This window comes from Rhizobium phaseoli, from assembly GCF_003985125.1.
GTDB classification, from domain to species: Bacteria; Pseudomonadota; Alphaproteobacteria; order Rhizobiales; family Rhizobiaceae; genus Rhizobium; species Rhizobium phaseoli.
The window spans coordinates 195,267-221,062 of sequence record NZ_ML133574.1 but is presented as its reverse complement, the minus strand read 5'-3'; the positions used below and the strand labels follow the sequence as shown (position 1 = coordinate 221,062).

At 61.9% G+C, this 25,796-nt stretch carries 25 protein-coding genes; 12 read left to right on the top strand and 13 right to left on the bottom strand.

The window, feature by feature from the left end:
* The 7 genes from EFD56_RS18810 to EFD56_RS18780 all read right to left on the bottom strand — a co-directional run.
* On the bottom strand, positions 1–709 hold a 709-nt coding region (locus EFD56_RS18810), incomplete at its 3' end, for a carbohydrate ABC transporter permease (protein WP_164736842.1).
* Positions 706–1,659, bottom strand: a complete 954-nt coding sequence (locus tag EFD56_RS18805) for a carbohydrate ABC transporter permease (RefSeq protein WP_126905956.1) — start codon at positions 1,657–1,659, stop codon at positions 706–708. The genes EFD56_RS18805 and EFD56_RS18810, both read right to left, overlap by 4 nt.
* 101 nt (positions 1,660–1,760) lie before the next feature.
* Positions 1,761–3,023 carry an ABC transporter substrate-binding protein gene (locus EFD56_RS18800; RefSeq protein ID WP_126905955.1) on the bottom strand — a complete coding sequence of 421 codons (1,263 nt, stop codon included), beginning with the start codon at positions 3,021–3,023 and terminating at the stop codon, positions 1,761–1,763.
* An 89-nt stretch (positions 3,024–3,112) separates the two neighbouring features.
* Positions 3,113–4,633 carry an aldehyde dehydrogenase family protein gene (locus tag EFD56_RS18795; protein WP_085742276.1) on the bottom strand — a complete coding sequence of 507 codons (1,521 nt, stop codon included), beginning with the start codon at positions 4,631–4,633 and terminating at the stop codon, positions 3,113–3,115.
* On the bottom strand, positions 4,633–5,412 hold the full coding sequence (locus EFD56_RS18790) for an enoyl-CoA hydratase/isomerase family protein (protein WP_085742275.1): 780 nt from the start codon (positions 5,410–5,412) through the stop codon (positions 4,633–4,635). Before EFD56_RS18790 ends, EFD56_RS18795 begins: the two co-directional genes overlap by 1 nt.
* Positions 5,405–7,018: an acyl CoA:acetate/3-ketoacid CoA transferase gene (locus tag EFD56_RS18785; protein ID WP_406549959.1), complete on the bottom strand. Its 1,614-nt coding sequence runs from the start codon at positions 7,016–7,018 to the stop codon at positions 5,405–5,407. The genes EFD56_RS18790 and EFD56_RS18785 overlap by 8 nt, the downstream gene beginning before the upstream one ends.
* Positions 7,019–7,023: 5 nt before the next feature.
* Complete coding sequence (locus tag EFD56_RS18780; protein ID WP_085742273.1) at positions 7,024–8,073, bottom strand: LacI family DNA-binding transcriptional regulator; 1,050 nt, start codon at positions 8,071–8,073, stop codon at positions 7,024–7,026.
* Positions 8,074–8,422: 349 nt separating this feature from the next.
* Here EFD56_RS18780 and EFD56_RS18775 point away from each other — a divergent pair, with 349 nt between their 5' ends.
* The 3 genes from EFD56_RS18775 to EFD56_RS18765 all read left to right on the top strand — a co-directional run bounded on the left by EFD56_RS18775 (position 8,423) and on the right by EFD56_RS18765 (position 11,178).
* On the top strand, positions 8,423–8,842 hold the full coding sequence (locus EFD56_RS18775) for a hypothetical protein (RefSeq protein ID WP_010005497.1): 420 nt from the start codon (positions 8,423–8,425) through the stop codon (positions 8,840–8,842).
* A gap of 47 nt (positions 8,843–8,889) precedes the next feature.
* Positions 8,890–10,440, top strand: a complete 1,551-nt coding sequence (locus EFD56_RS18770) for a sensor histidine kinase (RefSeq protein ID WP_126905957.1) — start codon at positions 8,890–8,892, stop codon at positions 10,438–10,440.
* Positions 10,441–10,554: 114 nt separating this feature from the next.
* Positions 10,555–11,178 (top strand): carboxymuconolactone decarboxylase family protein, encoded by a 624-nt coding sequence (locus EFD56_RS18765; protein ID WP_126905953.1) that lies wholly within the window; start codon positions 10,555–10,557, stop codon positions 11,176–11,178.
* Positions 11,179–11,189: 11 nt separating this feature from the next.
* Here EFD56_RS18765 and EFD56_RS18760 read toward each other — a convergent pair whose 3' ends face one another.
* Entirely contained in the window at positions 11,190–12,230 is a 1,041-nt protein-coding gene (locus EFD56_RS18760) for an alpha/beta hydrolase (protein ID WP_085742271.1), read from the bottom strand.
* Positions 12,231–12,464: 234 nt separating this feature from the next.
* Between EFD56_RS18760 and EFD56_RS18755 the strand changes: the two genes are divergently transcribed.
* On the top strand, positions 12,465–13,025 hold the full coding sequence (locus EFD56_RS18755) for a nucleoside 2-deoxyribosyltransferase (protein WP_085742270.1): 561 nt from the start codon (positions 12,465–12,467) through the stop codon (positions 13,023–13,025).
* Between the two features lie 15 nt (positions 13,026–13,040).
* On the opposite strand, the gene EFD56_RS18750 is transcribed toward EFD56_RS18755, so the two are convergent.
* Positions 13,041–13,928 (bottom strand): LysR family transcriptional regulator, encoded by an 888-nt coding sequence (locus EFD56_RS18750; protein WP_085742269.1) that lies wholly within the window; start codon positions 13,926–13,928, stop codon positions 13,041–13,043.
* 130 nt (positions 13,929–14,058) lie between these two features.
* Here EFD56_RS18750 and EFD56_RS18745 point away from each other — a divergent pair, with 130 nt between their 5' ends.
* The 4 genes from EFD56_RS18745 to EFD56_RS18730 all read left to right on the top strand — a co-directional run bounded on the left by EFD56_RS18745 (position 14,059) and on the right by EFD56_RS18730 (position 17,836).
* Entirely contained in the window at positions 14,059–14,910 is an 852-nt protein-coding gene (locus EFD56_RS18745; protein WP_085742268.1) for an oxidoreductase, read from the top strand.
* A 155-nt stretch (positions 14,911–15,065) separates the two neighbouring features.
* Positions 15,066–16,070: a ketopantoate reductase family protein gene (locus tag EFD56_RS18740; protein WP_085742267.1), complete on the top strand. Its 1,005-nt coding sequence runs from the start codon at positions 15,066–15,068 to the stop codon at positions 16,068–16,070.
* Positions 16,071–16,608: 538 nt separating this feature from the next.
* The gene (locus tag EFD56_RS18735) at positions 16,609–16,920 is read left to right on the top strand and encodes a DUF1883 domain-containing protein (protein WP_085742266.1); all 312 of its coding nucleotides are present in this window, start codon (positions 16,609–16,611) and stop codon (positions 16,918–16,920) included.
* 241 nt (positions 16,921–17,161) lie between these two features.
* Positions 17,162–17,836, top strand: a complete 675-nt coding sequence (locus EFD56_RS18730; protein WP_085742265.1) for a VIT1/CCC1 transporter family protein — start codon at positions 17,162–17,164, stop codon at positions 17,834–17,836.
* Positions 17,837–17,867: 31 nt separating this feature from the next.
* On the opposite strand, the gene EFD56_RS18725 is transcribed toward EFD56_RS18730, so the two are convergent.
* Both EFD56_RS18725 and EFD56_RS18720 read right to left on the bottom strand, forming a co-directional pair.
* Positions 17,868–19,184: a replication-associated recombination protein A gene (locus EFD56_RS18725; protein ID WP_126905952.1), complete on the bottom strand. Its 1,317-nt coding sequence runs from the start codon at positions 19,182–19,184 to the stop codon at positions 17,868–17,870.
* A complete protein-coding gene (locus EFD56_RS18720; RefSeq protein ID WP_004677651.1) occupies positions 19,181–20,584 on the bottom strand; it encodes a DegQ family serine endoprotease in 1,404 nt (467 codons plus the stop codon). Before EFD56_RS18720 ends, EFD56_RS18725 begins: the two co-directional genes overlap by 4 nt.
* A gap of 148 nt (positions 20,585–20,732) precedes the next feature.
* On the opposite strand from EFD56_RS18720, the gene EFD56_RS18715 reads away from it, so the two are divergent.
* Both EFD56_RS18715 and EFD56_RS18710 read left to right on the top strand, forming a co-directional pair.
* Positions 20,733–21,113: a YkvA family protein gene (locus EFD56_RS18715; protein ID WP_004677650.1), complete on the top strand. Its 381-nt coding sequence runs from the start codon at positions 20,733–20,735 to the stop codon at positions 21,111–21,113.
* A 21-nt stretch (positions 21,114–21,134) separates the two neighbouring features.
* Complete coding sequence (locus tag EFD56_RS18710; RefSeq protein WP_010003926.1) at positions 21,135–21,488, top strand: lysozyme inhibitor LprI family protein; 354 nt, start codon at positions 21,135–21,137, stop codon at positions 21,486–21,488.
* Between the two features lie 56 nt (positions 21,489–21,544).
* On the opposite strand, the gene ilvD is transcribed toward EFD56_RS18710, so the two are convergent.
* Positions 21,545–23,383, bottom strand: a complete 1,839-nt coding sequence (ilvD, locus tag EFD56_RS18705) for a dihydroxy-acid dehydratase (RefSeq protein WP_085742263.1) — start codon at positions 23,381–23,383, stop codon at positions 21,545–21,547.
* 449 nt (positions 23,384–23,832) lie between these two features.
* Between ilvD and msrP the strand changes: the two genes are divergently transcribed.
* A complete protein-coding gene (gene msrP / locus EFD56_RS18700) occupies positions 23,833–24,780 on the top strand; it encodes a protein-methionine-sulfoxide reductase catalytic subunit MsrP (RefSeq protein WP_037138177.1) in 948 nt (315 codons plus the stop codon).
* The gene (gene msrQ, locus EFD56_RS18695; RefSeq protein ID WP_037138175.1) at positions 24,780–25,436 is read left to right on the top strand and encodes a protein-methionine-sulfoxide reductase heme-binding subunit MsrQ; all 657 of its coding nucleotides are present in this window, start codon (positions 24,780–24,782) and stop codon (positions 25,434–25,436) included. The genes msrP and msrQ overlap by 1 nt, the downstream gene beginning before the upstream one ends.
* A gap of 10 nt (positions 25,437–25,446) precedes the next feature.
* Here msrQ and EFD56_RS18690 read toward each other — a convergent pair whose 3' ends face one another.
* The gene (locus EFD56_RS18690) at positions 25,447–25,770 is read right to left on the bottom strand and encodes a ribosomal maturation YjgA family protein (protein ID WP_225880209.1); all 324 of its coding nucleotides are present in this window, start codon (positions 25,768–25,770) and stop codon (positions 25,447–25,449) included.
* Between the last annotated feature and the right edge of the window lie 26 nt (positions 25,771–25,796).

Sequence of the window (25,796 nt, the reverse complement as noted above, 5' to 3'; positions counted from 1 at the left end):
ACTGGTAGATGACGGTGACGACGATGATCGGCAGCGAGTTCGGCAGCATGATGCGGCGGAAGATCTGGAAGAAGCTGGCGCCGTCGACCTGGGCGGCGCGCACCAGCTCGGTCGGAAAGGCCTCGTAAAAATTGCGGAAGAACAGCGTGGTGAAGCCCAAGCCATAGACGACATGGACGAAGACCAGGTTGACCGTCGAATTGCCGAAGCCGAAGTTCCAGCCGGTGGCCTTCTGCAGGGTGACGCCGAAGCGGCCGAGCGAGCCGAGGATGGTCGCCATCGGCAAGAGCACCGACTGGAACGGGATGAAGCAGGCAAACAGCATCAGCCCGAACACCAGCGTATGGCCGGGGAAACGCCATTTGGTCAGGATATAGCCGTTCAGCGCTCCCATGATGGTGGAGATGGCGACGGCCGGCACCACCATCTTGATCGAGTTCCAGAAATAGCCCTTGATGCCGGCGCAGGTCAGGCCGACGCAGGCCTCGCCCCAGGCCTTGATCCAGGGATCGAAGGTCGGCGCCTGCGGCAGCGCCAGCATGTTGCCGCCCTGGATCTCGTCCATCGTCTTGAACGAGGTGGTCAGCATGACGAAGAGCGGCATCAGGTAGAGGATGGCGAAGATCACCAGCAGGCCGTAGATGACCAGCCGGCCGAGAAAGCGGGCATTGTTGCTGGAATGGGAGGGAGAGGAAACCGAGATGCTCATCGCGTCTTCTCCTTCAGTTCGGAATAGAGATAGGGCACGATGATCGCCGAGATGGTCATCAGCATGATGATGGCGCTGGCCGAGCCGACGGCCATCTCGTTGCGCTTGAAGGTATATTCATACATGAAGTTGGACGGCAGCCAGGCCGAGCCGCCCGGCCCGCCCGACGTCAGCGCCACCACCAGATCGTAGGATTTGATCGCCATATGGGCGAGCACGATGAAGGCGGAGAGAAAGATCGGCCGCAAGAGCGGAATGACGATGCGGCGATAGAGCTGGAAGGGCGAGGCGCCGTCGATCTGCGCCGCCTTCATGATCTCGCCGTCGATGCCGCGTAAGCCCGCCAGGAACATCGCCATGACGAAGCCCGAGGCCTGCCAGACACCGGCGATGACGACGGTGTAGATGACGAAGTCCTTGTTCTTGATCCAGTCGAAGTGGAAGCTCGTCCAGCCGAAGTGGTGCAGCGTCTGTTCGAGCCCAAGGCCGGGATCGAGGAACCACTTCCAGGCCACCCCGGTGACGATGAAGGAGAGCGCCATCGGATAGAGGAAGATCGGCCTGAGCAGCCCCTCGCCACGGATCTTCTGGTCGAGCAGGATGGCAAGCAGCAGGCCAAGGCCTAAGCAGATGCCGACATAGAGGAAGCCGAAGATCGCCATGTTGGTGATCGAGGTATACCAGGACGACGGCGGGTCGCTCTCGAAGGTCCAGCGCCACAGCCGCTGATAGGCGCGTGCCCCGGTCAGCGCATAGGACGGAAAGGTCTTGGAATTGGTGAAGGACAGATAGGCCGTCCAGACGATGAAGCCGTAGACGAAGACCAGGGTGATGACGAAGCTCGGCGCCAACACGATCTTCGGCAGCGCATCCTGCAGCCGGCCCCGCAGCGAGATCGGCGTCACTTGCCCGGGGGTCAGAACCGGATCGGTGGTGGCAACTGTGCTCATGGATATCATCTCCCTTCCCGCAGGATCGCTCGGCATTTATCGCTGCGGAGCCTGAAGCTTCCCCGCGAGATCACGCGGGGAAGCATTGTCATCGACGACCCTTAGCGGGCGTCGTCGATTGCCTGGACCAGCTGGGTGACGGCTTCGTCGGAGCTCTTGATCTGGCCGTGGACGAACTTCGAGACGACGTCCTTATAGGCATTGGCGATCGCCGGCGGCGCGCCGTAACCCTGGGCGAGCGAACCGAACAGCGTGCCGCCCTCATTGGCGGCCTTCAGATCGGCGATGCCCTTCTTGCCGCAGGCGTCGAAGTCGGTGTCGGGAACGTCGGTGCGGGCCGGCACCGAACCCTTGACGACGTTGAAGGCCGACTGGAAGCTCTTCGACAGCGTTGCCGTTGCCAGCGCCACCTGCGCCGCCTTGCGGTCGTCGGGCACGTTGAACATGCCGAACATGTCGGAGTTGTAGATGACGCTGCCGTCGGTGCCCGGGAAGCGGTAGCACAGGAAGTCCTTGTCCGGGGTCTTCTTGGCGGCGACGAATTCGCCCTTGGCCCAGTCGCCCATCACCTGCACCAGCGCATCACCCTTGATGACCATGGCGGTCGCCAGGTTCCAGTCGCGGCCGGAGAAATTCGGATCGACGTATTTGACGATCTTCGCCAGGTTGTCGAAGGACTTTTTCATCGTGTCCGACTTCAGCGATTCCTCGTCGAGGTCGTTGAACGCCTTCTTGTAGAATTCCGGGCCGCCGGTCGACAGCACGATGGAATCGAACATCGTCGCTTCCTGCCAGTTCTGGCCGCCGAGCGCCAAGGGGATGACGCCGGCCGCCTTGGCCTTGTCGAGCAGGGCGATCAGGTCGTCGAAGCTCTTCGGCTGGGTGCCGTCGATCTTGTCCATCACCGCCTTGTTGATCCACAGCCAGTTGACCGAGTGGACGTTGACCGGGGCGGCGACCCACTTGCCGTCGTAAACGGAGAACTTCTGCAGCGCCGCCGGCACCGACTTGTCCCAGCCTTCCTTCTTCGCCGTCTCGGTCAGATCACCCATGACGCCGGCCTGGGCATAATCGAGCACGGTATAACCGAGCATCTGCGAGGCTGTCGGATAGGTGCCGGCCGCCACCATCGCCTTCAGCGCCGTCATCGCCGCATCACCGCCGCCGCCGGCCACCGGCACGTCCTTCCAGGCAAAACCTTCCTTCGACAGATCCTCCTTCAGGACGTTCAAAGCCGCCGCTTCGCCGCCTGATGTCCACCAGTGCAGCATCTGCACTTCCTTCACGTCAGCGGCGCGGGCCGCGACATGCGTGCCGGCCAGAGCCAATGCGATCACGGCCGTCGTGGTCAAAAACCTATTCATCGAAGAACCTCCCAGTTCCCTCTTTGGAAGATGCGGGACCATTCCCGCATCGATCACCCCGCCCTCCCCGGGCGTAGTCTCTTTGCCAGCTAGACCAGCTTTTCCGTCTGCGGCATCCACCAACCGGTGCGTTTGCCGATATGCATGTTCAGCGTCTTGGTCTCGGTGTAATCCTCCACCGCATGACGGCCGAGTTCGCGGCCAAGGCCGCTCTGCTTGTAGCCGCCGAAGGGAAGCTCCGAGGCGCCGTCCATGAAGGTGTTCATCCAGACCGTGCCCGCCCGCACCGACCGGCCTATCGTCAGGCAGGTGTCGAAATCGCGGCTCCAAACACCGGCCGACAGACCGTAGTCGATGGAATTGGCAATGCTGATGGCTTCGGCAGAAGTTTCGAATGTCAGGACCGACAGGACCGGGCCAAAGACTTCCTCGCGCGCCACCGCCATATCGGGTGTGACCGCTTCCAGGATCGTCGGCGCCATGAACTGCCCCATGCCGAGGTCGAGCGTGTCGCCGCCATGGGCGACGCGGGCGCCGCTGCTCCTGGCACCGGCGACATAGCCTGAGATCTTCTCCAGATGCTGCGGCGTGATGATCGCGCCGACCTGCGTCTGGGGATCAAGGGGATCGCCGACCTTCACCCCCTTCGACAGCTCGGCGACACGCCTGACGACGTCGGAGGCGATCGACTTGTGAAGGATCAGCCGCGAGCCGGCGTTGCAGCACTCGCCGGCATTGAAATAGGCGCCGAAGACGGCGGCATCGATGAACGCATCGAGATCGGCATCGGGGAAAACGATTTGCGGGTTCTTGCCGCCGAGTTCCAGCGAAACCTTCTTCAGCGTCTGCGCCGCATTCGACATCGTCAGTTTTCCGACACCGGTCGAGCCGGTGAAGGAGACCATGTCGACATCTGGATGAGACGTCATGACCGCGCCGACTTCAGGTCCCGTACCGGTGACAATATTGACGACACCATCCGGAATGCCCGCCTGCTGCAGGATTTCGCCCAAGACAAGCGTCGATCCCGACGTCAGCTCGGAAGGCTTGACGACGGTCGTGCAGCCTGCGGCGAGCGCGAAGGGCAGCTTCTGGCCGACAATCAGGAACGGGAAGTTCCAGGGCGTGATAATCGAGACGACGCCGATCGCTTCGCGCAGGACGACGCCGAGCGTGCCGTCGCCGAGTGTGTTGTAGCTTTCGCCATGGAGATCGCGTGCAAGAGCCGCCGCATAACGCCAGATGTCGACCGAGCCGGCAATTTCCCCCCGCACCTGGGTGATGGGCTTGCCCGCCTCGATGGCATCGAGAAATGCCAGCTCTTCGGCACGCGCCGCGATCAGATCTGCAGCCTTGAGCAGGATGACGGAGCGTTCGGACGCCGTCATGCGCGGCCACGGCCCCTCGTCGAAGGCCTTGCGTGCAGCGGCAATGGCGCGCTCGGCGTCCTTCCGGCTGCCAGTCGGGAAGCGGCTGACCGTCACACCATGGCTCGGCGCGACACGTTCGATTGGATCGGAGGCGCCGGCCTCCCATTTGCCGTCGATCAGCATCTTGAAATCACGCGCCTTGTGGTCGCTGAGCGCCGTGGGGTTGACGAGAACCGTCATTACCATTCTCCCTTGAACGTTGCCGGGCGCTTCTCGCTGAATGATGCGACGCCCTCCTTCAGATCGCCGGTCTTCGCGGCGAGGATCGAGCCCAGGGCTTCGACCGCCGTTCCGTTGTCTTCGCCGTTCGCCGATGCGATCATCAACTTGGCGATCTCGAGGGCCGCCGGTCCCCGCGCCGCAATCCGCCCGGCATATTGCCTGGCGGCGGCGACCGAATTTCCTGTCGGAACGACCGCGTCGACGATGCCGAGCAGGCGGGCTTCCTCGGCAATGAATATCTCGCCGCCGAGCGCCATACGGCGGACGGCCTGCGCGCCGAACCGGCGCACGAGACGCTGGGTGCCGGACCAGCCCGGCACCATTCCAAGGCCGGTCTCCGGCAGGCCGATCTTGATGTGTTCCTCGGCGATGCGAATGTCGGCAACGCCCGCCAGTTCGAGCCCGCCGCCAAGCGCGTGGCCGTTCAGCGCCGCGACCAGCGGCACCCGGAGCGTCGCCAACCTTTCGAAGATCCGGTGACCGTGCCTTACCCAGGCGTGACCGAACTCCTGCGGCAGCATTCCACCCCAGGCTTTGATATCACCCCCGGCAGAAAAACCCTTACCCTCGCCGGTGAGAACGGCAGCGCGAATATTTGCATTCGCCTCCACCGCATCCGCCGCCTCGGCCAGCGCTTTCAGCATGTCGAGATCGAGCGCGTTCAACTTCTCCGGACGGGAAATCGTCAGGATTGCAACATACCCATCGACGTCAACTCTGACCGTTCCGCTAGCCATGGAAGGTGCCCTCCAATGTCCGCGCGCTTTTTGTCGAAAGCGACAGGCCGATGTTCGCCTCGCCGAACAGCGCGGCGTCCATGATCTTCAGGCCAGGCGCGACGATCAGCGGAAATTCCGACTGGTCCAATATGTGGGACTGCAGATCGACGCCTGGCGCGATTTCGGTGAGAACGATGCCCTCAGGGGTCAGCTTCATCACGCACCGCTCGGTGACATAGATGATGTCCTGGCCCTGCTCGATCGCCCGCCTGCCGCTGAAAGTGACGTGTTCGACCTCGTTCACCAGCTTCTTCAGCTTGCCTTCTTTTTCGATGATGAGTCCCCCATCGGCGATCGAAAGCTTTGCGCCAGCGTTGAACATGCCTGAGAAGACGATCTTCTTCGCCCGCGCGGTGATGTCGACGAAGCCGCCGGCGCCGGCCGTCACATGCGGCCGGAAGGAAAGCTTGGAGACGTTGACCGAGCCGTCCCTGCCGATTTCCAGGAAAGACAGCAGCGACGCATCGAAACCTGCGCCCTGGAAATAGGTGAACTGATAGGGGGACGGCATGTAGGCGTCCGCATTGGACGCGCAGCCGAAGGCGAAATCGAGCAGCGGCACGCCACCGACCGCGCCTTGCTCGATGACCCAGGTGACGGCGCCGTGGAGCCCCTCCTCCAGCAGGATACGCGGCACGTTGGCCGAGATGCCGAAGCCGAGATTGACGCAGCTTCCCGTCTGCAACTCCTGCGCGACGCGGCGCGCGATGACTTTCTGAACATTGAACTCCGGAACGTGGAAGCTGTCGAGCGGGCGGAAGATCTCCCCCGAAATCGCCGGATCGTACCCCGTCTGCGTCGTCTGCTTTTGATCGGGATCGACGACGATATAGTCGACCAGCATTCCCGGCACCCGGACGTCATGCGGTTTCAGCGAGCCTTCCTTGGTGATCCGCTTGACCTGGGCGATGACGATGCCGCCATTGTTGCGGGCGGCGAGCGCCTGATCGAGACCGCCGAGATAGGCGCCCTCATGTTCGTACGTCAGGTTGCCGCGCTCGTCGGCCGTGGTGGCTCGGATGATGGCGACTTGAGGAACGATCGAGGGGAAGAACAGCCAGTCGTCACCCTCGAAGCTGACGCGCTTGACCACCTGCTGTTGCGAAGCCAGCTCGTTCATCGCGCAGCCCTGTCGCCGGGGATCGACGAATGTGTCGACACCGACCTTGGTCAGCACGCCCGGCCGCTTGGCGGCGGCTTCGCGATGGATGTCGAACAGGATGCCGGAGGGAATGTTGTAGGCCGGGATCTCGTTGTTGGTGATCATCTGCCAGATCAGCGGCGGCTCGGAGGATGACGGCCCGGATGGATAGGAGCCGCCGATGATGCACTTGAGCAGGCCCTTTCTGGCAATGTAATCGACGCCCTTGATGCCGCTCATGTCGCCGGCGGCGATCGGGTGCAGAGTCGTCAAATCACGGGGATGGCCGGTCGCCTCGAAACGCTCGCCAATCGCCTTCAGCATCAGGTCCGGGCAACCGAGACCGCTCGAAGACGATACCGTGACGACGGCGTCATCCGGAATGAGCGCGGCCGCTTCGGCTGGGGTGAGATGCTTCTTCATGTGCATTACACAGCGTCCTGTTTCGATGTTACGCTCTTGCCGGCACCGCAACTCTCGCGAACGACCAGCCGAACGGCTGTCGTCACCGTCTCCGCCTCGGCCTTGCCCGCATTGATCTGCTTGAGCAGCATCTGTGCGCCGCGGCGCCCGATGCCCTGCGGGTCGACCGAGACCGTCGTCAGCGCCGGAACCGCCGCCTGCGCCTCGATGACGTCGTCGAATCCCACCACGGCGAAGTCGGTGCCAGGCTCCAGACGGCGCGCGCGCAATCCGTCGCAAACACCGAAGGCTACGGCATCGTTGAAGCAGACGGCTGCGGTCGGCCGACGGCCGAGCGCGATCGCCTTTCCGATCGCCTCGACCCCGCCGGCCCGCGACGGAGCCGACGAGATGACGAATCCTTCGTGATAGTCGAGCCCGGCCGCATCAACGCCGTTTCGATAACCGGCAAGCCTATCGTCGAAGACGGCGGTGTCCGGAAAACCGCCGAGAAAGGCGATGCGCTTGTGACCAAGGCCAGCCAGGTGCTTGACGGCCGAGACCATGCCGGCCCGGTTGTCGGAGACGATAGACGAGACTTTGGCGCCGGGCAGATTTCGAACCACAACCACGACAGGAATCCCCGCCGCAACGAGCGGCTTGAAGTCGGCAGCATCGGTGGCGCGCGCCGGCGATACGATGAGCCCCGAAATGCCGTGCTCACGCATCGATGCGACAACCTCACGCTGCCGGTCGATGCTCTCGCCGGTGTTCGACAGGAACTGCACGAAGCCGGCCGACTGAACGACCGTGTCGACACCGACCGCCAGCTCGGCAAAGAAGCTGTTGGTCAGATCGTTGACGACGACGCCGACGATCCTCGACTTGGCCCCAGCCTGGCGGAGGTTCGCCGCGCCGCGATTATAGACATAGCCGAGCTCCCGCATCACGGCATTGACCTTGGCGCGCGTCGCCTCATTGACCAGAGAAGAGCCCTGAAGCACCAGCGACACCGTCGACTTCGAAACGCCGGCGGCCTTCGCAATGTCGATGACGGTGACCCGCGCCTTTGTCATGCTCTTCTCCCAATGTGCCGATGACCCTTAGATATTTGGAACGTTCCAATTATGTCAAGAGAAATTTAATGGATTCGCCATTTTTCCGGCATTTGTCGTCCTGCTTTTTGGTAAGGCCCAAGGGTGAAGTTTGGATCGATCTAAATTTTGAGCCAACCGGGACCTGGAATATCACCTCTCACAGGGAGCGGATCGGTCGCAAATTGCCGGTGATTCAGGCTCTTCTCCGCTGCCACGAAGGCACGAAGGCCTTCGATATGTTAATGGCTTTGTTCCAGCGCGTTGGAGATCGAAGACATGAACCTGCGTACCGAACTCCGCCCTACCGCCCCGCGAACAGGCCCGGCGCTTGGCGGCCGTCGCGGCGTCCCTGGTCGCGCACATCGCAAAGAGCGAGATTGCTGCGCCGGAAGCCGAGGCCGCCCTGGCGGCAATCCGCGGCTGGGGCGATGCAGATCAGACCGGCCGCTCTTTCTCCGATCTGATCTACAGCGAGGATGAGCGCGGGACGCTCCACCGGCTCTCCGAGGCCGCCGGAAAACCCAGCGAAAGCGGCTGGAATGCGCTCACCACGACAACAATGTACGTTGCCTGGCTTGTCTATCGGGAAGCCGGCCTGCCGATGCCGAGCGATGTCAACGAGGTGGGAGAAGACAGCCTTGACCTCTGGACGAGCAACTGGCCGGACTCGGCTGAACAGCGGGAAAAGGCCTGGTCTTCGTCGAAGAGCTCGGATCGACGGACATTAGCGAAACTTTATAGTTTCTGACCAATGCTACGGATATGCGCAACGCGCCAGATCTGAAGCAGGGCCGGATGATGCCGCATTCGTTCGAATCCATTCTGGAAAACCTGCCGCAGGGCGTTGTTCTGCTTGATTCTGCCAATATGGTGACGACTTTCAATTCCCGCGCGCTGGAGGTTCTCGGCCTTCCGGAGGGCGCCCTGCGGAAGGGAATGGATATCGACGAGTTGCCGGGTACCTCGGACTGTCGTGTAGCGGCATGTTCGCGGTCGTCGACCGGCAAGCCGCAAGGCTCCCAGTTTGCATTGCCCGACGGGCGGATGATCTCGCTGACCTGCGCGCCCTCGAGAGAGGGAAGCTGGATCCTGAGCTATGAAGACATCTCGACGCTCATTCGCGTCGAAGTCAGCCTGGCCGAGCAACACCACCGCTTCGACGCAGCCCTTAGCAACATGCCGCATGGGCTGTGCATGTTCGATTCAACCAGGAAGCTGATATTGTGCAATGCCTCCTACGCGCGGATGTACAGTCTGCCGGATCGACTGACACAAGCGGGAACGCCGCTCGCAAATATCCTGGCCTATCGGGCCAAGCAGGGAAATGGACCGGCCGACACCGCCACCTATTTTGACGTCGTTTTCGAAGCGACGGCGCTCGGTGCGCCGGCCAGCCAGAACATCGCGCTCACCGACGGCCGCATCGTCAAAATCACTCACAATCCGATGCAGAATGGTGGTTATGTGGCCACCCATGAGGACGTCACCAAGACCGTGCGGCTGGCCGAAGAACTGCGCCGCCACCACGATCAGCTCGAAGTTACGGTGCGCAACCGCACGGCTGAGGTTGAGCGGCAGGCGCGTGAGGTGGAGCGAATGCTCGCGCAGGAAAGAAACATCAACGAATTGCAGCGGCAGTTCGTGGCGATGGCGTCGCATGAGTTCCGCACGCCGCTCGCAATCATCGACGCAGCCGCCCAACGGCTGCTGCGAAAAGGCGGCGCAGTCGAGCCCGAATTTCTGAGCGACAAAGCCGAACAGATCCGCGCATCGGTGAGCCGCATCGTCGATCTCATGGAGAGCATCCTGTCAGTGGGCCGCCTCGATACCGGCACGATCGATATCAGTTACGGCGCCTGCGCGCTCAGATCACTGATCCGAAGCTGCTGCGAGCGGCAGTCGACGATCTCGAAGACGCACAGCTTCATGATTGACATAGACGGGCTGCCGGAATTCATCGATGCCGATCCCCGCACATTGACCCAGGTGTTTACCAACCTGCTTTCCAATGCCGTGAAATATGCCCCCGGGACCTCCGAGATTCGGATTGCAGCCTGGGAGGAAACCGGCAACGTCAAGGTTTCGATCAGCGACGACGGAGTGGGGATCGATGCCGAAGATGTGCCTCGGCTGTTTCAGCGCTATTTCCGCGCCCGCACTTCGACGGGGATCGCCGGAACCGGCATCGGCCTCAACCTGGTGAAGCAGATCGTCGAACTGCATCAGGGCTCAATAGAGGTGCAAAGCGCAAGAGGGTGCGGATCGACGTTCACCGTCACCCTCCCGATCAAGAGACATGGTGGCGTTCCGGCGAACAATGACAGCGCGATCACCCGGGCCTCTTGAGCAGTCTGCGGCACCACCAAATTATGTAGGGTGACAGTAGGCTCGAACTGGCGGCACAGGATTGCTGTCCGGCAGATCTACCCTATCCTTCTCGCAATAGAGGAGGACCATGCCATGGCTTTCATTCACACCCCCAACGCATCCGCCAGCGAGAAAACGACGTCGATGTACGCGTCGGCCGAGGCCAATTATGGCTATCTGCCGAACATGTATCGTGCCTTCGGCCACCGGCCGGAAGTGATGGAGTGCTGGGCGGCGCTCCTTTCGAGCATTCGCGGCCATATGAGCCTCAGGCGCTACGAACTGGTGACGCTGGCAGCGGCCAAGGAGCTGAAATCCTCTTATTGCATGCTGGCGCACGGCTCCGTGCTGCTGCGCGAGGGGTTTACCAGCGACGGGCTGACGGCCGTTGTCAACGAGACGGAAAAGGCGCCGATCGACGCGGGCGAACGCGCGATCATGGCCTTTGCCGCCAAGGTGGCGCGCGATGCGACATCGGTCACGCAGCAGGATATAGACGGATTGAAAAAACACGGGCTGAGCGATGCCGAAATCTTCGACGTCACGGCGGCGGCAGCGGCCCGCTGTTTCTTCTCGAAAATGCTGGATGCGCTGGGTGCAGTACCCGACCACGCCTATATCGAGCGGCTGGAGCCGAACGTGCGAAAGGCGCTCAGCGTCGGCCGGGAGGTCGAGAGGCCTCTTGCGCCTTCTCCATCGCGCGGCACATCACAATGAGGCGTGGGCCCCTACTCCTGCGGTTTGTCCGCAAAATGCCGGATTGCAAACTCGGCGATAGTCTGGCTGGAACGGTCGGCGTCGTCGAGCAGAGCGGGAAACAGCTGCCATTGATGCGGCATCCCCGGCCAGACCTCGGTGGTGACATCAACACCCGCCTGACGCGCCTTGTCGGCAAGGCGCAGCGTGTCGTCCAGCAGGGCCTCGCCGGAGCCGACCTGCAGCAGTAGCGGCGGAAAACCGGTCAGGTCGGCATAGAGCGGGGATATCTGGGGGTCGCTCGGGGACTTTCGGCCGAGATAGGCCTTGCGCAAAGTCTCGATCCAGTCTTTGCCGACCAGCGGATCGCTGCCGGCATTCGATGTCATGGATCCGCCCGTCGCGGCAAGATCGGTGATTGGGCTGAGCGCAATGACCGCCGCCGGCAGCGCCTTTCCGGCCTGTATTTGCCGCAGCACCGTCTCGAGCGCGATATTACCGCCGGCACCGTCGCCTGCCACGACGACATTGTCGTTGCGATAGCCGTTGTCGAGAAGCCAGCGGTAGGCCGTCACCGCGTCGTTGATCTGCGCGGGATAGGTATATTCGGGCATCAGCCGATAATTGATCAGCAGCACGTCGCTGGATGCCGCCTTAGCGAGCGAGCCGGCGAACAGGCCGTGCGTGCGGATGGAGCCGCCGGAAAAGCCGCCGCCATGAATATAGAGAATTACCCTCTCACCGATCGGGTGATGAAGACGGGCGGGCCACATGAGCTCTGCATCGACTCCATCGGCATCGACCTGCCGAACCTGGATGCGGGTCGGTCCCGGCATCGTCTGCATCAGCCGCGCGAAAGCTGTCCGCCGCTCCTGCAGGCTGTCGGCGCCGGCAAAATGCTCCTTCCAGAGACCGAGGAGTTTTTCGACCTGCACACGCGAGCCGGGGCTTTGCGGCCCGATGTCCTGTCCCGGCACTGCCGACACCGATAGCAGCAGGGCCGCCGCCAAGGCAGGAAACAGGTATCCGAGCCGCTTAGGCGCTCTTCGATCTGGCAAAGTCCGACCCTTCATCAACTTCTCCCGATGATGCTGGCGATGGCGGTATCTTTGGCCGCTTCGCCCACCGGAGTCAAAAGGGTGTGGGGCATGAACCCTAGGCTTTTCATGCGCCCGCATTAGCCGGGAGCCCAAAAAGAAAACGACAATCCCTGCCGGCGCGGCTTGCCAATTGCCGCGCTTCCGTCGGAAATAAGCTGCCCTGCCCCAACCCCGGCGCTTCGGCTCGCGCTGGCATGAAGGATACCGATGACCACGATTTATCTTGCCGGCCCGGAAGTCTTTCTTCCCGATGCCATGCCCATCATGGCCGAAAAACGCCGATTGGCGCGCCAGTTCGGTTTCGAACCGACCGGTCCCGGCAGCGACGAAAATCAGACGCCGGTGAAGCGGACGGCCGCCGAGATCTACGCACGCAACGATGCCGCCATGCGCCAAGCCGAGATCTGTCTGGCCAACATCACGCCGTTTCGAGGTGTCAGCGCCGATCCGGGTACGGTCTATGAGATCGGCTTCATGATTGCACTCGGCAAATCGGTCTTCGCCTATACCAATCACCCCGACGACTACGGCTTGCGTGTTCGCTCGGCCTGGTATGCGGGACAGCCGATCGATGAAACGAGCGGACGCCCGCGCGGACCGGACGGCATCGCAATTGAAAATCACGGCATGGCCGACAACCTGATGATCGACGGAGGGATCGAGGCGACGGGAGGCAAGGTTTTCCGTGCGATCGCGCTGCCGGCGGATCCTGCCCGCGACCTGACAATTTATTTCGAGGCACTTCAGACGATCGCCAGCACGCGCTGATAGGTATGGGCGTCCTTACTCGGCCCTGATTGCGTCGATGACCGCCCTGAAGCCGGCCGACATATGGCGGCGGCTGGGATAGTAAAGATAAAGCGGTTCCTCGGGCTGGCACCAGTCGTCGAGCACCTGGATCAGCTCGCCGCCGGCAATAGCCTTTTCGACGCGGGGCTCCCAGATATAGGCAAGACCGACGCCGCCGAGCGCTGCCTGCGTCATCAGTTCGTGATCGTCGAGCGACAATGGTCCGGTCGGCTGAAAGCTCACAGTCTGGCCGTCCTTCTCGAATTCCCAGGCATAACGTGCGCCTGAAGGAAACATGTTCTGGATGCAGAGATGGCGCTTGAGCTCGTGCGGTGTCGCCGGTTTCGGCCGGGTTTCGAAATAGGCGGGCGAACCGACCACGACCAGGCGGATGCGCGGCTTGATGCGTAGCGCGATCATGCCCTCGGTGACGCGCTCGCCGAAGCGGATGCCGGCATCGAAACCCTCCTCGACAATATCGACCAGCCTGTCGGTCGCGTTGATCTCCAGCTGCAAATTCGGATTGCGCTGGAGCAACGGCGCAATGACGCGGCCGATGACGAAGGGACCGATCGAATTCGGCACATTGATCCTCACCTTGCCGAAGGGCGTGTCGCGGTAACGGTTCAACGCATCGAGCGCCGCCGTCATTTCCCCGAAGGCCGGATCGAGATGGGAGAGGAGGAGTTCGCCGGCTTCGGTCAGCGAGACACTGCGTGTCGTGCGGTTGAGCAGACGGACGCCGATCCGGTCCTCGAGATTGAGCACGGCATGGCTGACGGCCGAGGCGGTAACGCCCCGTTCCTCCCCCGCTTTGCGGAAGCTTTTGTGCCGCGCCACGGCCGCGAAGGCTGCAAGTTCGGAGAGTTCGGTGGCGCGCATTGCTGAATTTCACTCATCATAGTTTCAAGAATAACAAATCTTATACATCAGCAACTTTTCGGTCAAATTCGTCCCCGTCAGCACAGAGATGCGACGCCAACCCAACCGATCAGTCACAAAGGAATTCGTCATGAAAATCTGGTTCATCACTGGTGCATCCCGTGGCTTCGGCGCGCTGATGACCAAGGAAGCGCTGGCAGCCGGTGATGGCGTCATCGCCACCGCTCGCAACGCGAAGACAGTGAGCGAGCAATTCGGCGATCATCCCAACCTGTTTGCCGTAGCCCTCGACGTAACCAATGAGGCGCAGGCGAAAGAGGCTGCGGCTGCCGGCATCGCCCGCTTCGGCCGCATCGATGTTCTCGCCAACAATGCCGGCTACGGGCTGCTCGGCGCTGTCGAGGAGGCCACCGCCGAAGAGATCGAAAAGCTCTATGCCACGAACGTCTTCGGTCTCCTAAAGGTGACACGCGCCGTGCTGCCCTATATGCGCCGCCAGCGCTCCGGCCATGTCCTGAACTTCTCCTCGATCGGCGGCTATTTCGGCTATCCCGGCTGGGGCGTCTACGGCTCGACGAAATTCGCCGTCGAAGGGCTGTCGGAATCACTGGCCGCCGAGCTCGAACCCTTCGGCATCAAGGTGACGATCGTTGAGCCCGGCTTCTTCCGGACGGATTTTCTTTCCGACACGTCGCTGGCGGTCAGCCCGGCCTCCATTGCCGACTACGAAGGCACGCCGGCCGGCAACATGCGCAATTTCGCCGTCGACGCCGACCATGCCCAACCCGGCAACCCTGCCAAACTCGCTGCCGGCATCATGACGATGGTCAACGCGGCCAACCCGCCGCTGCGCATGCCGTTCGGCAGCGATACGGTGGCCATGATCGAGGCGCAGCATGCGAGCGTCGAAAAGGAACTGGCCGCTTGGCGGGAACTTGCCCTGTCCACCGATTTTGCAAGCGAAACAACGGCTGGGGCCTGAAGAGCCAAAACCGATGCCGCCGCTGCATCCACATTTCCGAATGCAGCGGGCGGCACATCCTGACGCGAGAAAGAATGCCTTGCGGCAAATTGGAATTCGCCTCCAGCCGCAGATAGCCTAGTTGTAGGTCAGACCGTGACAGGAAGAGGCGAAGCATGTCCATCAAGACCATTTGTATTTATGGCGCCGGCGCCCTTGGCGGCGCCATCGCTGCGAAGCTCGCCAGCGGGGCCGAGAGCGGTATCGACGTCTCCGTCGTCGCGCGCGGGCCGCATCTCGATGCCATTCGCAGCAATGGACTGATGCTGCGTGAAGCCGATGCGGAGACGCCGCTTAACGTTCAGCTGACCGCAACCGGTGATCCCAAGACCTTGCCGCCGCAGGATCTGATCATCACGGGCCTCAAGGGGCATCAGCTGGCGCCCGCCGCCGAGGGTATCGCGGGCCTTCTCAAGCAGGGCACTCGCGTCGTCATGATCCTCAACGGCATTCCCTGGTGGTATTTCCATCGCGATACCGGGAGCGGCCATGCGGAGCTGCAATTCGACGAACTCGATCCCGACGGCAGGCTTTGGCGGTTGATCGGGCCGGAGCGCGTGATCGGCTGCATCGCCTATCAAGGCGCGGAAGTGGTCAGGCCGGGTGAGATCCAACTTTCCCACAAAGGCCGCTTCGTGCTTGGCGAGCCGTCCGGCGAAATGTCCGTCGATCTCTCTGCCATAGCAGCGACACTGACAGCCGCTGATCTCAGCATAAAGACCACGCCGGACATCCGCAGCGAGATCTGGAGCAAGTTGATGGGCAACGCCGCCTTCAACCCGATCAGCGCCCTGACACGGGCACTGATGACGGACATCATGGCGGATCCGGCGCTGATGGACATGGTCAGCAGAGTCATGAAGGAAGTGCGCGATGTCGGCGATGCGCTCGGGGTGCATTTCGCCATGACCGTCGAGCAGCGGCTGGAACAATCGCGCCAAATCGGCGGCGTTCGGACCTCGATGCTACAGGATTTGATCGGCGGCAAAGTGCTCGAAATCACGCCGCTGGTCGGCATGCTGGCGGCGCTCGGGCGCCTGACGGCCGTGCCGACCCCGGTCTCGGAGACGATCTTGGCGCTGGTGACGCAGCTTGATCGGGAAAACCGGCGCGGCACCTGACGGCACGGAAAAAGGGGCGAGGTTGAGGCGGCCGCAGTTGCGATCATCGATATCAACCTCGTCTTCGACATGTTCCTTGCTCCATGTTTGCATCGATACCGCAAGGACCGCAGCGGCCGTCATTTTCCGGCACCTGCTTCGAAATTTCCGCCACCCGCCTTTATGCCATTTCTATATTTTCGCCCCTCGCCGCGAATGGATTTCCTATCGCGGCCGGCAGTAGACTCTCGCCATCATTGCAAGGGTCAAATGCCATGCGAAATATCATGTCCCCACCTTCCACCCTCTCCGCCCACGCAGGATCAGGCGCGGCAGCCGGCAGATGCGCGAAAAGCGCACCGCCTGGGCGCTGATCGTCTTCAGCGTGCTGCTCGCCTGCGTCGAACTTTACATCGTCTACGCCGCGCTCTGAGCCAGTCTCCGCGTGGTTTCCGCGCAGCGCAAAAACACAGACGGGCCGAACGGCCGATTTCCAACTTTTCTTTAACTGGCGTGCTGGTAAAATCTCGGCGCAGAGACTTCAGATGCCGCGAGACCGATGCCGAAACCGAATTTCCGCTTCACCCATTACGATCTTAAGGAACAACGCGCCGGAACGATCGTCGAGGTGTCGTTGAACGCGGTGAACAATGTGCGCCTGATGACGGCGCCGAACTTCCAGCGTTTCACCGAAGTTCTCGATTTCAAATATATCGGCGGCGTGGCGCGCAAATCGCCGGTCAAGCTCGCCGTTCCGGAAAGCGGTCACTGGCACGTCGTCGTCGATATGGAAGGTCATCACGGGCTGGCGGAATCCGCCGTCAAGGTAATCGCCGCGCCAGCCAATCAGAAGACGCCGCGGCCGTCCTAAGTTTTTGCCGGGCCTCACCGCGGAATTGCCGCGCAGGCGCAGACAGCGCCAATCATCATCCTGACCCTTGATCGCAATCAATGAATCAGGCGGCTACGTCGATCACAATTCCTCAGGCCACCAGCCAATTGGCTGGCGATCTCATGTTTAGCAAGCGGGAACTGCTGGCTGTTGCGCAATTCCTTGAATGGGCATCGAAGACGGGCGGCGCTTCGGTATTTTCATCACGTGGGAGTAGTCCATGACTTCGAACCCGATTGGGCGCATCACCAAAATCATCGATCCAGGTGATGCGCTTGGGGAAGTCCTTTTCGGATTGATCATGGCGCTGACCCTGACAGTTGGTTCGAGGCTTGTTTTTGAAGAAGAAGGATTAAATGTCGACGAGCTGATCGTCGCGACGATCGGATGCAACGTGGCGTGGGGGATCATCGACGCTGTCTTGTTCATTCTAGGGACCACGTTTTACAAGAGCAGGCGGCTGCGCCTTTTCCGGCAAATCAAAGCCGCCGGAAACGAATCTGAAGCGCTCACCGTGCTCGCGAACGAATTCCCGATTATTGAAGCGCCGTTCTCTGCGAAAGCCGCCGACACGGACGCGCTCTATCGATCACTGCTGACGCTCACACGCCGGGCCGACCCGGTGAAAGTGTCGTTATCGAAAGGCGATCTGTCCGCCGCAATCGCCGTCTTCCTGCTGGTCTCGGCTACCGCCATTCCGGCAGTTCTCCCATTCTTTCTCATCGAAGATGCGCACCTTGCCTTGAGGGTCAGCAACCTGTTTCTGATCATGCTGCTGTTTGTGACGGGTTATGCGTGGGCGAAATTTTCCGGTGGCAGGCCCCTTCAGGCAGGCATGACGATGACGTGTCTCGGATTGCTGCTGGTTGCAATAGCGATCGCTCTTGGCGGCTGAGCCGCGTTCGCCAACCGAACAGCTGGAGGCGTCAGCGCGGATTGCGCTCCTTGCGAAGCTTCGCCCACCATTCCAGCCGCTTGCGGATGTCGCGCTCGAAACCACGCTCCGGCGGGTCATAGAAGGTCTGCCGGCCCATTTTCTCCGGGAAATAGTCCTGGCCGGAAAAGGCGTCGGGCTCGTCATGGTCGTAGCGATAACCTTCGCCATACCCCTCGCCCTTCATCAGCTTGGTCGGCGCGTTGAGGATATGCTTCGGCGGCAGCAGCGAGCCGTTCTGCTTGGCGGCCTGGCTTGCGGCCTTGAAGGCGGTGTAGACGGCATTGGATTTCGGCGCGGTGGCGAGATAGACGCAGGCCTGGGCCAGCGCCAGCTCCCCTTCCGGCGAGCCGAGATACTCATAGGCATCCTTGGCGGCATTGCAGATCACCAGCGCCTGCGGATCGGCAAGACCGATATCCTCCACCGCCATGCGCACCAGCCGCCGGCCGAGATAGAGCGGATCCTCGCCGGCATCGAACATGCGGGCGAGATAATAGAGGGCTGCGTCCGGGTCCGAGCCGCGCACGGATTTATGCAGCGCCGAGATCAGATTGTAGTGGCCATCCTGCGCCTTGTCATAAACCGGCGCGCGGCGCTGGACGATGCGCGTCAGGCCTTCGGTGTCGAAGGTCTCGCCTTCGCGCGCGGCGCGCCAGACCTCCTCGGCGAGCGTCAGCACCGCGCGGCCGTCGCCATCGGCCATGCGGATCAGGCTGGCGCGGGCCTCCTCCGTCAAGGGCAGCGGCTTCTGCTCGATCGCCTCGGCGCGCTGCAGCAATTCCTCCAGGCTCTGCTCGTCATGCGATTTGAACGTCAGCACGCGGGCGCGCGATAAAAGAGCGGCGTTGAGTTCGAAGGACGGGTTTTCGGTGGTGGCGCCGACGAGGATGACGGTGCCATCCTCCATGACAGGCAAGAAGCTGTCCTGCTGGGCGCGGTTGAAACGATGGATCTCGTCGACAAACAGCAGCGTCTGGCGGCCGTCCATGCGGCGCAGGCGAGCAGTCTCGAACACCTTCTTCAGATCAGCGACGCCGGAAAAGATCGCCGAGATCTGCTCGAAGGCCAACCCCGCCTCGCCGGACAGCAGACGCGCCACCGTCGTCTTGCCGGTGCCGGGCGGCCCCCAGAAGATCATCGAGCCGAGCGAGCCGCTTTCGATCATCCGCTTCAGCACCCCATCGTCACCGGTCAGATGGTCCTGACCGGTGACCTCGGCAAGCGTCTTCGGCCGCAGCCGGTCGGCAAGCGGCCGCCTGGCGGCCACCTCTTCCGGAACACGCGGCGCGAAGAGATCGTTGCTCATCGGAAGAACTGCCGGATGCGCTGACCGTCGCGCTCGATCTCGACCCGCCAGAGGCCGGGGTCGCTATCGGCGATTTCGGACAGTTCGCTGGTGGTCTTCACATCGGTGCCGTTGATCGAGACGATAATATCCTTTGGCTCGAAACCGAGACGGGCGGCCGGCGAATCCTCCTTCACCTCGGAGACGACGACGCCTGCCGATTCCGGCGGCATGCGTAATTCATCGGCGACCCGCGGCGACAGGTTCTCGACGACAGCGCCGCTGAAGGGGGTGCGCCCGCCGATGGTGCGCTGATCGCGCGGCGAGGTTTCCGGGGCGCGATCGAGCGTCAGCGACAGCTGCTGCTCGCGGCCGTTCTCGACAACGGTAAGCTTGACCGACTTGCCGAGACCGGCCGTCGTCAGCCGGTAAAGCAGCGCATCCGGGTGTTCGACGGAAATGCCGTCGACAGCGGTGACGATTTCGCCGGCCTTCAATCCCGCCTCAGCGGCCGGGCCGCCCTCCGAAACCTTGACGACGAGCGCGCCGCGAACCTTGTTCAGCCCCAGCGCCTCAGCCACTTCAGAGGTCACGGCATCGAAGCTCGCGCCGACATAGGGCCGCTCGAAAGATTTGACGCCGGCGTCGGCCGAAGCGAGGAAGACCTTGACGAGATTGGCGGGAATGGCGAAGCCGATGCCGTTCGAGCCGCCGCCGCGCGAGAAGATCGCCGTGTTGATGCCGATCAGCTCGCCTTTCATGTTCATCAGAGCGCCACCGGAATTGCCAGGATTGATCGAGGCGTCGGTCTGGATGAAGAAGCCGAACTCGTTCCTGACCACCTGGTTGCGGGCAAGTGCGGAAACGATGCCGCTCGTCACCGTCTGGCCGACGCCGAAGGGATTGCCGATTGCCAGCACGAGATCGCCGACCTCGACCGCATCGGAATTGCCGATCGGCAGCGTCGGGAAGCTCTCCTTGGTATCGATCTTCAGCACGGCGAGATCGACACGGTCATCGCGCAGCACCACCTTGCAGGGGAATTCGCGGCCATCCGGCAGCGCCACCTTGATGTCGTCGGCGCCCTCGACGACGTGATTGTTGGTGACGACGGTGCCGTTCGCCTCGACGATGACGCCCGAGCCGAGCGAGGACTGCTTTTCCGAACGGTTCGGCATCTGCTGGCCGAAAAACTGCTCGAAGAAGGGATCGCCGGCAAAGGGCGACTGGCGTTGGATGGTCTTTTCCGCATAGACATTGACGACAGCGCCGGATGTCTGCTTGACCAGCGGCGCGAAGGAGAGCTGCATCTGCATCTGGCTCTCGGGTACCGTCTTTGTCGTCTGTGCGTAAGCCGCAGCCGGCAGAAGCAGCGTCAGAGCGAGCAGCGAAACGGAGGCGTGTTTGAACAGGCCTTGCATGATTATCCCTTTTGAATCCTCTAGAAAAATTGTTTTAGCGTCCGACGCTAGAAAGGAAAGAGGGCGGAAGCATGGAAGAATAAGGCAGCCGACGACCTCAAGAGATTTTGCTTGAAGCCTTTGCGAATTCGATTCAGGAAGATCGGCCATGCAACTGATATCAAAAGCCAAAAACTGGGCGAAGTCACTGAAGCGTGACATCGTCGCCCTGTGGCTTGCTGCGCGCGATGCCAGGGTGCCCTGGTATGCAAAAGCAGTGGCGGGCGCCGTCGCGACCTATGCCCTGTCGCCGGTCGATCTCATCCCGGATTTCATTCCTGTGCTCGGCTATCTCGACGATCTCGTCATCGTGCCGCTCGGCATCCTGCTGGCGACGCGGCTCGTCCCGCCCGACTTGATGAGCGAGCTTCGCGAGGAAGCTGCAAGACGCATTGAACGCCCTTCCGGCCGAAGCGGCCTGATCTTCATCCTTGCCGTCTGGCTCATCTGCCTCATCTTTCTGGTTCTGGCGGTGCGCAGGCTGGTCTGATCGGCGGCAAGGAGAGTTTGAATGATGACGACGAAAGCGATGGCGACGGTCCTTGGTCTTACAATCCTGGCCATCACATCGGGCATGGCCCAGGCGGCGAGCTTCGACTGCGATGGCAAAGAATTGAAACCGGACGAAAAGGTCATCTGCGACAACCGCGCCCTCAACGATGCCGACGTGAAGATGGCGACGAGCTTCGAGCTGCTCTCCGGCCTGCTGGCCATGGGCTCACGCGGCACTTTGCAGGACGAGCAGACGGCCTGGCTGAAGAAGCGGCAGGAATGCGGAGCGGATGCCGCCTGCCTCAAGGCCGCCTATGAGGAGCGGCTGAAGCAGCTCGGCGAGACCTATAAAAACATCAACCGGCCGCTTTGAAAGCGACCGGTCAGTAGAGCAGCTGACTCTTAATCAGCGGGTTATAGTTCGACCAGTTAGCGGGCGTTCAGATCGCGGACGGCACCGCGGTCAGCACTCGTCGCGAAAGCAGCGTAGGCCTTGAGCGCGGTAGTGACGTTGCGCTTGCGGACTTCTGTGGGATGCCAGCCCTTGCCATCCTGCTCGGTCCGGCGGTCGGCAAGCTCGGCTTCGCTGACGCGCAGGCTGATGGTGCGGTTCGGGATGTCGATGTCGATCATGTCGCCTTCGCGCACCAGGCCGATTGTGCCGCCATTGGCCGCTTCCGGCGAAACATGGCCGATCGAGAGGCCGGAGGTGCCGCCGGAGAAGCGGCCGTCGGTGATCAGCGCACAGGCCTTGCCGAGGCCCTTCGACTTCAGATAGCTCGTCGGATAGAGCATCTCCTGCATGCCGGGACCGCCCTTCGGGCCTTCATAGCGGATGACGACGACGTCGCCGGCCTTGACTTCATTGGCGAGGATCGCCTTGACCGATGCATCCTGGCTTTCAAAGACGCGTGCCGGACCGGAGAATTTCAGGATTGATTCATCGACGCCGGCGGTTTTGACGATGCAGCCGTCGATGGCGAGATTGCCCTTGAGCACGGCAAGGCCGCCGTCTTTCGAGAATGGATGTTCGACCGAACGGATGACGCCGTTCTGGCGATCTGTGTCGAGGTCGTCCCAGCGGGCTTCCTGGCTGAAGGCGACCTGGGTCGGGATGCCGCCGGGTGCGGCGCGATAGAAATTGCGGACAGTGTCGCTGTTGGTGCGGGTAATGTCCCAGCGGTCGATAGCATCGCCCAGCGTCTCGGCATGCACGGTCGGGCAATCGCGGTTCAGCAGCCCGCCCTTGTCGAGCTCTCCGAGGATCGACATGATGCCACCGGCGCGATGGACGTCTTCCATATGCACATCGCTCTTGGCGGGTGCGACCTTCGAAAGGCACGGCACGCGGCGCGACAGCGCGTCGATATCGGCCATGGTGAAATCGACCTCGCCTTCATGGGCGGCGGCGAGGATGTGGAGAACGGTATTGGTCGAGCCGCCCATGGCGATATCGAGCGCCATGGCATTCTCGAAGGCCTGCTTGGAGGCGATGGTGCGCGGCAGCGCCTTGACGTCGTCCTGCTCGTAATAGCGGCGGGCGAGATCGACGATCAGGTGGCCGGCCTCGACGAAGAGGCGCTTGCGGTCTGCGTGGGTGGCGAGCGTCGAGCCGTTGCCGGGCAGCGACAGGCCGAGCGCTTCGGTCAGGCAGTTCATCGAATTGGCGGTGAACATGCCGGAGCAGGAACCGCAGGTCGGACAGGCGGAACGCTCGATGACCTTGACGTCTTCGTCGGAGATCTTGTCGTCGGCCGCGGCGACCATGGCGTCAACGAGATCGAGCGCATGGGTCTTGCCGTGCAGGACAACCTTGCCGGCTTCCATCGGGCCGCCCGAGACGAAGACGGTCGGGATATTGAGACGCAGCGACGCCATCAGCATGCCGGGGGTGATCTTGTCGCAGTTGGAAATGCAGACCATGGCGTCGGCGCAATGGGCGTTGACCATATATTCGACGCTGTCGGCGATGAGTTCGCGCGACGGCAGCGAATAGAGCATGCCGTCATGGCCCATGGCGATGCCGTCGTCGACGGCGATGGTGTTGAACTCCTTGGCGACACCGCCGGCCGCCTCGATTTCGCGGGCGACGAGCTGGCCGAGATCCTTCAGATGCACGTGGCCGGGCACGAACTGGGTGAAGGAATTCACCACCGCGATGATCGGCTTGCCGAAATCCGAATCCTTCATGCCCGTGGCGCGCCAAAGGCCGCGCGCGCCTGCCATGTTGCGGCCGTGGGTCGTGGTTCTGGAACGGTAAGCTGGCATCGGTGTCTTCCTCGACGTGTCGGAAATGATCAGGCTAAGCGAAGCGGCATGAAGCCTGCGGGCCGGGCGAACGCTGCCTTTTGGAATTGTCCTAATCCAATCGACCGGGGCTGTCACTACCGGCAAGGTCAAATCCGGTACGCCGCGAAAGGAGCGCCTTGAGCGCCATCGATGGTATACGGTTGGGCGCGCGGTTTGGTTACAGCCTATTCCATCACAGGCGAACACAAAAAATTGGCTTCCCGTCGGCGAGGTTGAAGGCATAGACATAGAACGGGATGATTTTAGGCCCGTTTGGTCTAAAATCTGAATCCTGTTCTACATTAAAGAGTTAGAGCATGATGTCGCCCGAAAACCGCTCATACTTTTCGGCATCATGCTCTAATCCGAACATGCGGGCGGTTCGTTTAAGACCTATATTGAAGAAATCCGCCCTGGAGGTTTTCGACATGCCAAGCTATCGCCCCCGGAAGATCGCGTCGTCGGAGATCACGCCGCGCCAAGTCTACCTGCGCCGGCGTGAAATCCTGGGCGCTGCAGCTCTCGGCGCCATGACGCTTTACGGCGCCGGCAAGGCGAGCGCGGCCGCCCTCTCCGCCGTCGAAAGCAAGTATAAGGTCGACGAGAAGTCGACGCCGCTCAAGGACGTCACCACCTACAACAATTTCTATGAATTCGGCCTCGATAAAGGCGATCCCGCGGCAAATTCCGGCGGTTTCAAGCCGCTGCCCTGGACGATCAAGGTCGACGGCATGGTCAACAAACCAGGCACCTTCGACCTCGAAGCGCTGATGAAGGAATTCCCGATCGAGGAGCGCACCTACCGGATGCGCTGCGTCGAGGCCTGGTCGATGGTCATTCCCTGGAACGGCTTTCCGCTGGCATCGCTGCTCGACAAGGTGGAGCCGCTCGGCAGCGCCAAATATGTCGCCTTCGAAACCGTCGTGCGGCCAGAGGAGATGCCGGGACAGAAGGGTTTCTTCCAATCGCTCGACTGGCCTTATGTCGAGGGTCTGCGGCTCGACGAAGCGCGCCATCCGCTGACGCTGCTTGCCGTCGGGCTTTATGGCGAAACGCTGCCGAACCAGAACGGCGCGCCGATCCGCCTGGTCGTGCCGTGGAAATACGGCTTCAAGGGCATCAAGTCGATCGTTAGGATCACCCTCACTGACCAGCAGCCGAAAAACACCTGGCAGGTCACCAATCCGCAGGAATACGGCTTCTACGCCAACGTCAATCCCGCCGTCGACCATCCGCGCTGGAGCCAGGCAAGCGAGCGGCGCATCGGCGAAAGCGGCTTCTTCGGCGCGAGCCGCCATCCCACCCTGCCCTTCAACGGTTATGCCGACGAGGTGGCGAGCCTTTATGCCGGCATGGACCTGAAGGCGAATTTCTAATGGCGGAACTGTCGCTCGCCATCCCGAAACGCTGGCAACCCGCTTCCGTCTGGCTGCTGTATGTCGCGGGCCTCCTGCCGGCCGCCTGGACCTTCTATCTCGGCGCGACAGATCAGCTCGGCGCCGATCCGGTCAAGACTTTCGAGCTCTTCCTCGGCATCTGGACGATCCGCTTCCTGATTATGACGCTTGCCGTCTCCCCTGCCCGCGAGTTGTTCGGCTGGAACTACCTGCGCTACCGCCGTGCGCTGGGACTGCTGACCTTCTACTACGCGCTGATGCATTTCACCGTCTATATGGTACTCGACCAGGCGATGAATATCCAAGCGGTCGTCAACGACGTGCTGAAGCGCCCCTTCATCATGTTCGGCATGGCGGCCCTGGCGATGCTTATTCCTCTGGCGGTGACGTCCAACAACGTCTCGATCCGCCGCCTCGGCGCGAACTGGAACTTGCTGCACCGTCTCGTCTACATCATCGCCGCCAGCGGAGCGCTGCATTTTGCCCTCTCGACCAAGATCCTCGATCTCGAACAATATATTTACGTCGGGCTGATCATCGCGCTCATCCTCTACCGCTCCTGGCGGCCGATCGCCCGCAGCCGGAAGAAGAGCCAGGGGCGTACGCGCAATCGCGCGGTGGCGTCGGCCTCGTGAGGCGTCAGACTTACCGGGGACGGCCGGGCTCGAAGGCGTAGGCCGCGGCTATTCCGATGGCGTAGGCGAGCATGTTCCAGAGCGAAAAGACGCGGCCGAGCAGCAGCGCACCTGCGGTCGTCAACCGAAACGCATCGAGCCAGGACGTGTGATAGAGCCTGAACAATTCCACTGAGATTGCCAGGAACAGCGCGATGACGGCAAAGATTGCCGGGCGTGACCTTGCGGCAAAGAGCCCCACGAGCAGATAGACCATCGCGCCCCACAGCGCCGATCCGCCATATTTGACGATTACGAACGGCAGACCGGCTGCATAGCCGAAGTGCCTGAGCATCAAACCGGCGACGATGACGGCGAGCA

Coding starts and splice junctions, on each gene's coding strand:
- EFD56_RS18805 (WP_126905956.1), bottom strand. CDS start 1,659: ATGAGCACAGTTGCCACCACCGATCCGGTTCTGACCCCCGGGCAAGTG.
- EFD56_RS18800 (WP_126905955.1), bottom strand. CDS start 3,023: ATGAATAGGTTTTTGACCACGACGGCCGTGATCGCATTGGCTCTGGCC.
- EFD56_RS18795 (WP_085742276.1), bottom strand. CDS start 4,633: ATGACGGTTCTCGTCAACCCCACGGCGCTCAGCGACCACAAGGCGCGT.
- EFD56_RS18790 (WP_085742275.1), bottom strand. CDS start 5,412: ATGGCTAGCGGAACGGTCAGAGTTGACGTCGATGGGTATGTTGCAATC.
- EFD56_RS18785 (WP_406549959.1), bottom strand. CDS start 7,018: ATGAAGAAGCATCTCACCCCAGCCGAAGCGGCCGCGCTCATTCCGGAT.
- EFD56_RS18780 (WP_085742273.1), bottom strand. CDS start 8,073: ATGACAAAGGCGCGGGTCACCGTCATCGACATTGCGAAGGCCGCCGGC.
- EFD56_RS18770 (WP_126905957.1), top strand. CDS start 8,890: ATGATGCCGCATTCGTTCGAATCCATTCTGGAAAACCTGCCGCAGGGC.
- EFD56_RS18765 (WP_126905953.1), top strand. CDS start 10,555: ATGGCTTTCATTCACACCCCCAACGCATCCGCCAGCGAGAAAACGACG.
- EFD56_RS18760 (WP_085742271.1), bottom strand. CDS start 12,230: ATGAAGGGTCGGACTTTGCCAGATCGAAGAGCGCCTAAGCGGCTCGGA.
- EFD56_RS18755 (WP_085742270.1), top strand. CDS start 12,465: ATGACCACGATTTATCTTGCCGGCCCGGAAGTCTTTCTTCCCGATGCC.
- EFD56_RS18750 (WP_085742269.1), bottom strand. CDS start 13,928: ATGCGCGCCACCGAACTCTCCGAACTTGCAGCCTTCGCGGCCGTGGCG.
- EFD56_RS18745 (WP_085742268.1), top strand. CDS start 14,059: ATGAAAATCTGGTTCATCACTGGTGCATCCCGTGGCTTCGGCGCGCTG.
- EFD56_RS18740 (WP_085742267.1), top strand. CDS start 15,066: ATGTCCATCAAGACCATTTGTATTTATGGCGCCGGCGCCCTTGGCGGC.
- EFD56_RS18735 (WP_085742266.1), top strand. CDS start 16,609: ATGCCGAAACCGAATTTCCGCTTCACCCATTACGATCTTAAGGAACAA.
- EFD56_RS18730 (WP_085742265.1), top strand. CDS start 17,162: ATGACTTCGAACCCGATTGGGCGCATCACCAAAATCATCGATCCAGGT.
- EFD56_RS18725 (WP_126905952.1), bottom strand. CDS start 19,184: ATGAGCAACGATCTCTTCGCGCCGCGTGTTCCGGAAGAGGTGGCCGCC.
- EFD56_RS18720 (WP_004677651.1), bottom strand. CDS start 20,584: ATGCAAGGCCTGTTCAAACACGCCTCCGTTTCGCTGCTCGCTCTGACG.
- EFD56_RS18715 (WP_004677650.1), top strand. CDS start 20,733: ATGCAACTGATATCAAAAGCCAAAAACTGGGCGAAGTCACTGAAGCGT.
- EFD56_RS18710 (WP_010003926.1), top strand. CDS start 21,135: ATGATGACGACGAAAGCGATGGCGACGGTCCTTGGTCTTACAATCCTG.
- ilvD (WP_085742263.1), bottom strand. CDS start 23,383: ATGCCAGCTTACCGTTCCAGAACCACGACCCACGGCCGCAACATGGCA.
- msrP (WP_037138177.1), top strand. CDS start 23,833: ATGCCAAGCTATCGCCCCCGGAAGATCGCGTCGTCGGAGATCACGCCG.
- msrQ (WP_037138175.1), top strand. CDS start 24,780: ATGGCGGAACTGTCGCTCGCCATCCCGAAACGCTGGCAACCCGCTTCC.
- EFD56_RS18690 (WP_225880209.1), bottom strand. CDS start 25,770: ATGCTCAGGCACTTCGGCTATGCAGCCGGTCTGCCGTTCGTAATCGTC.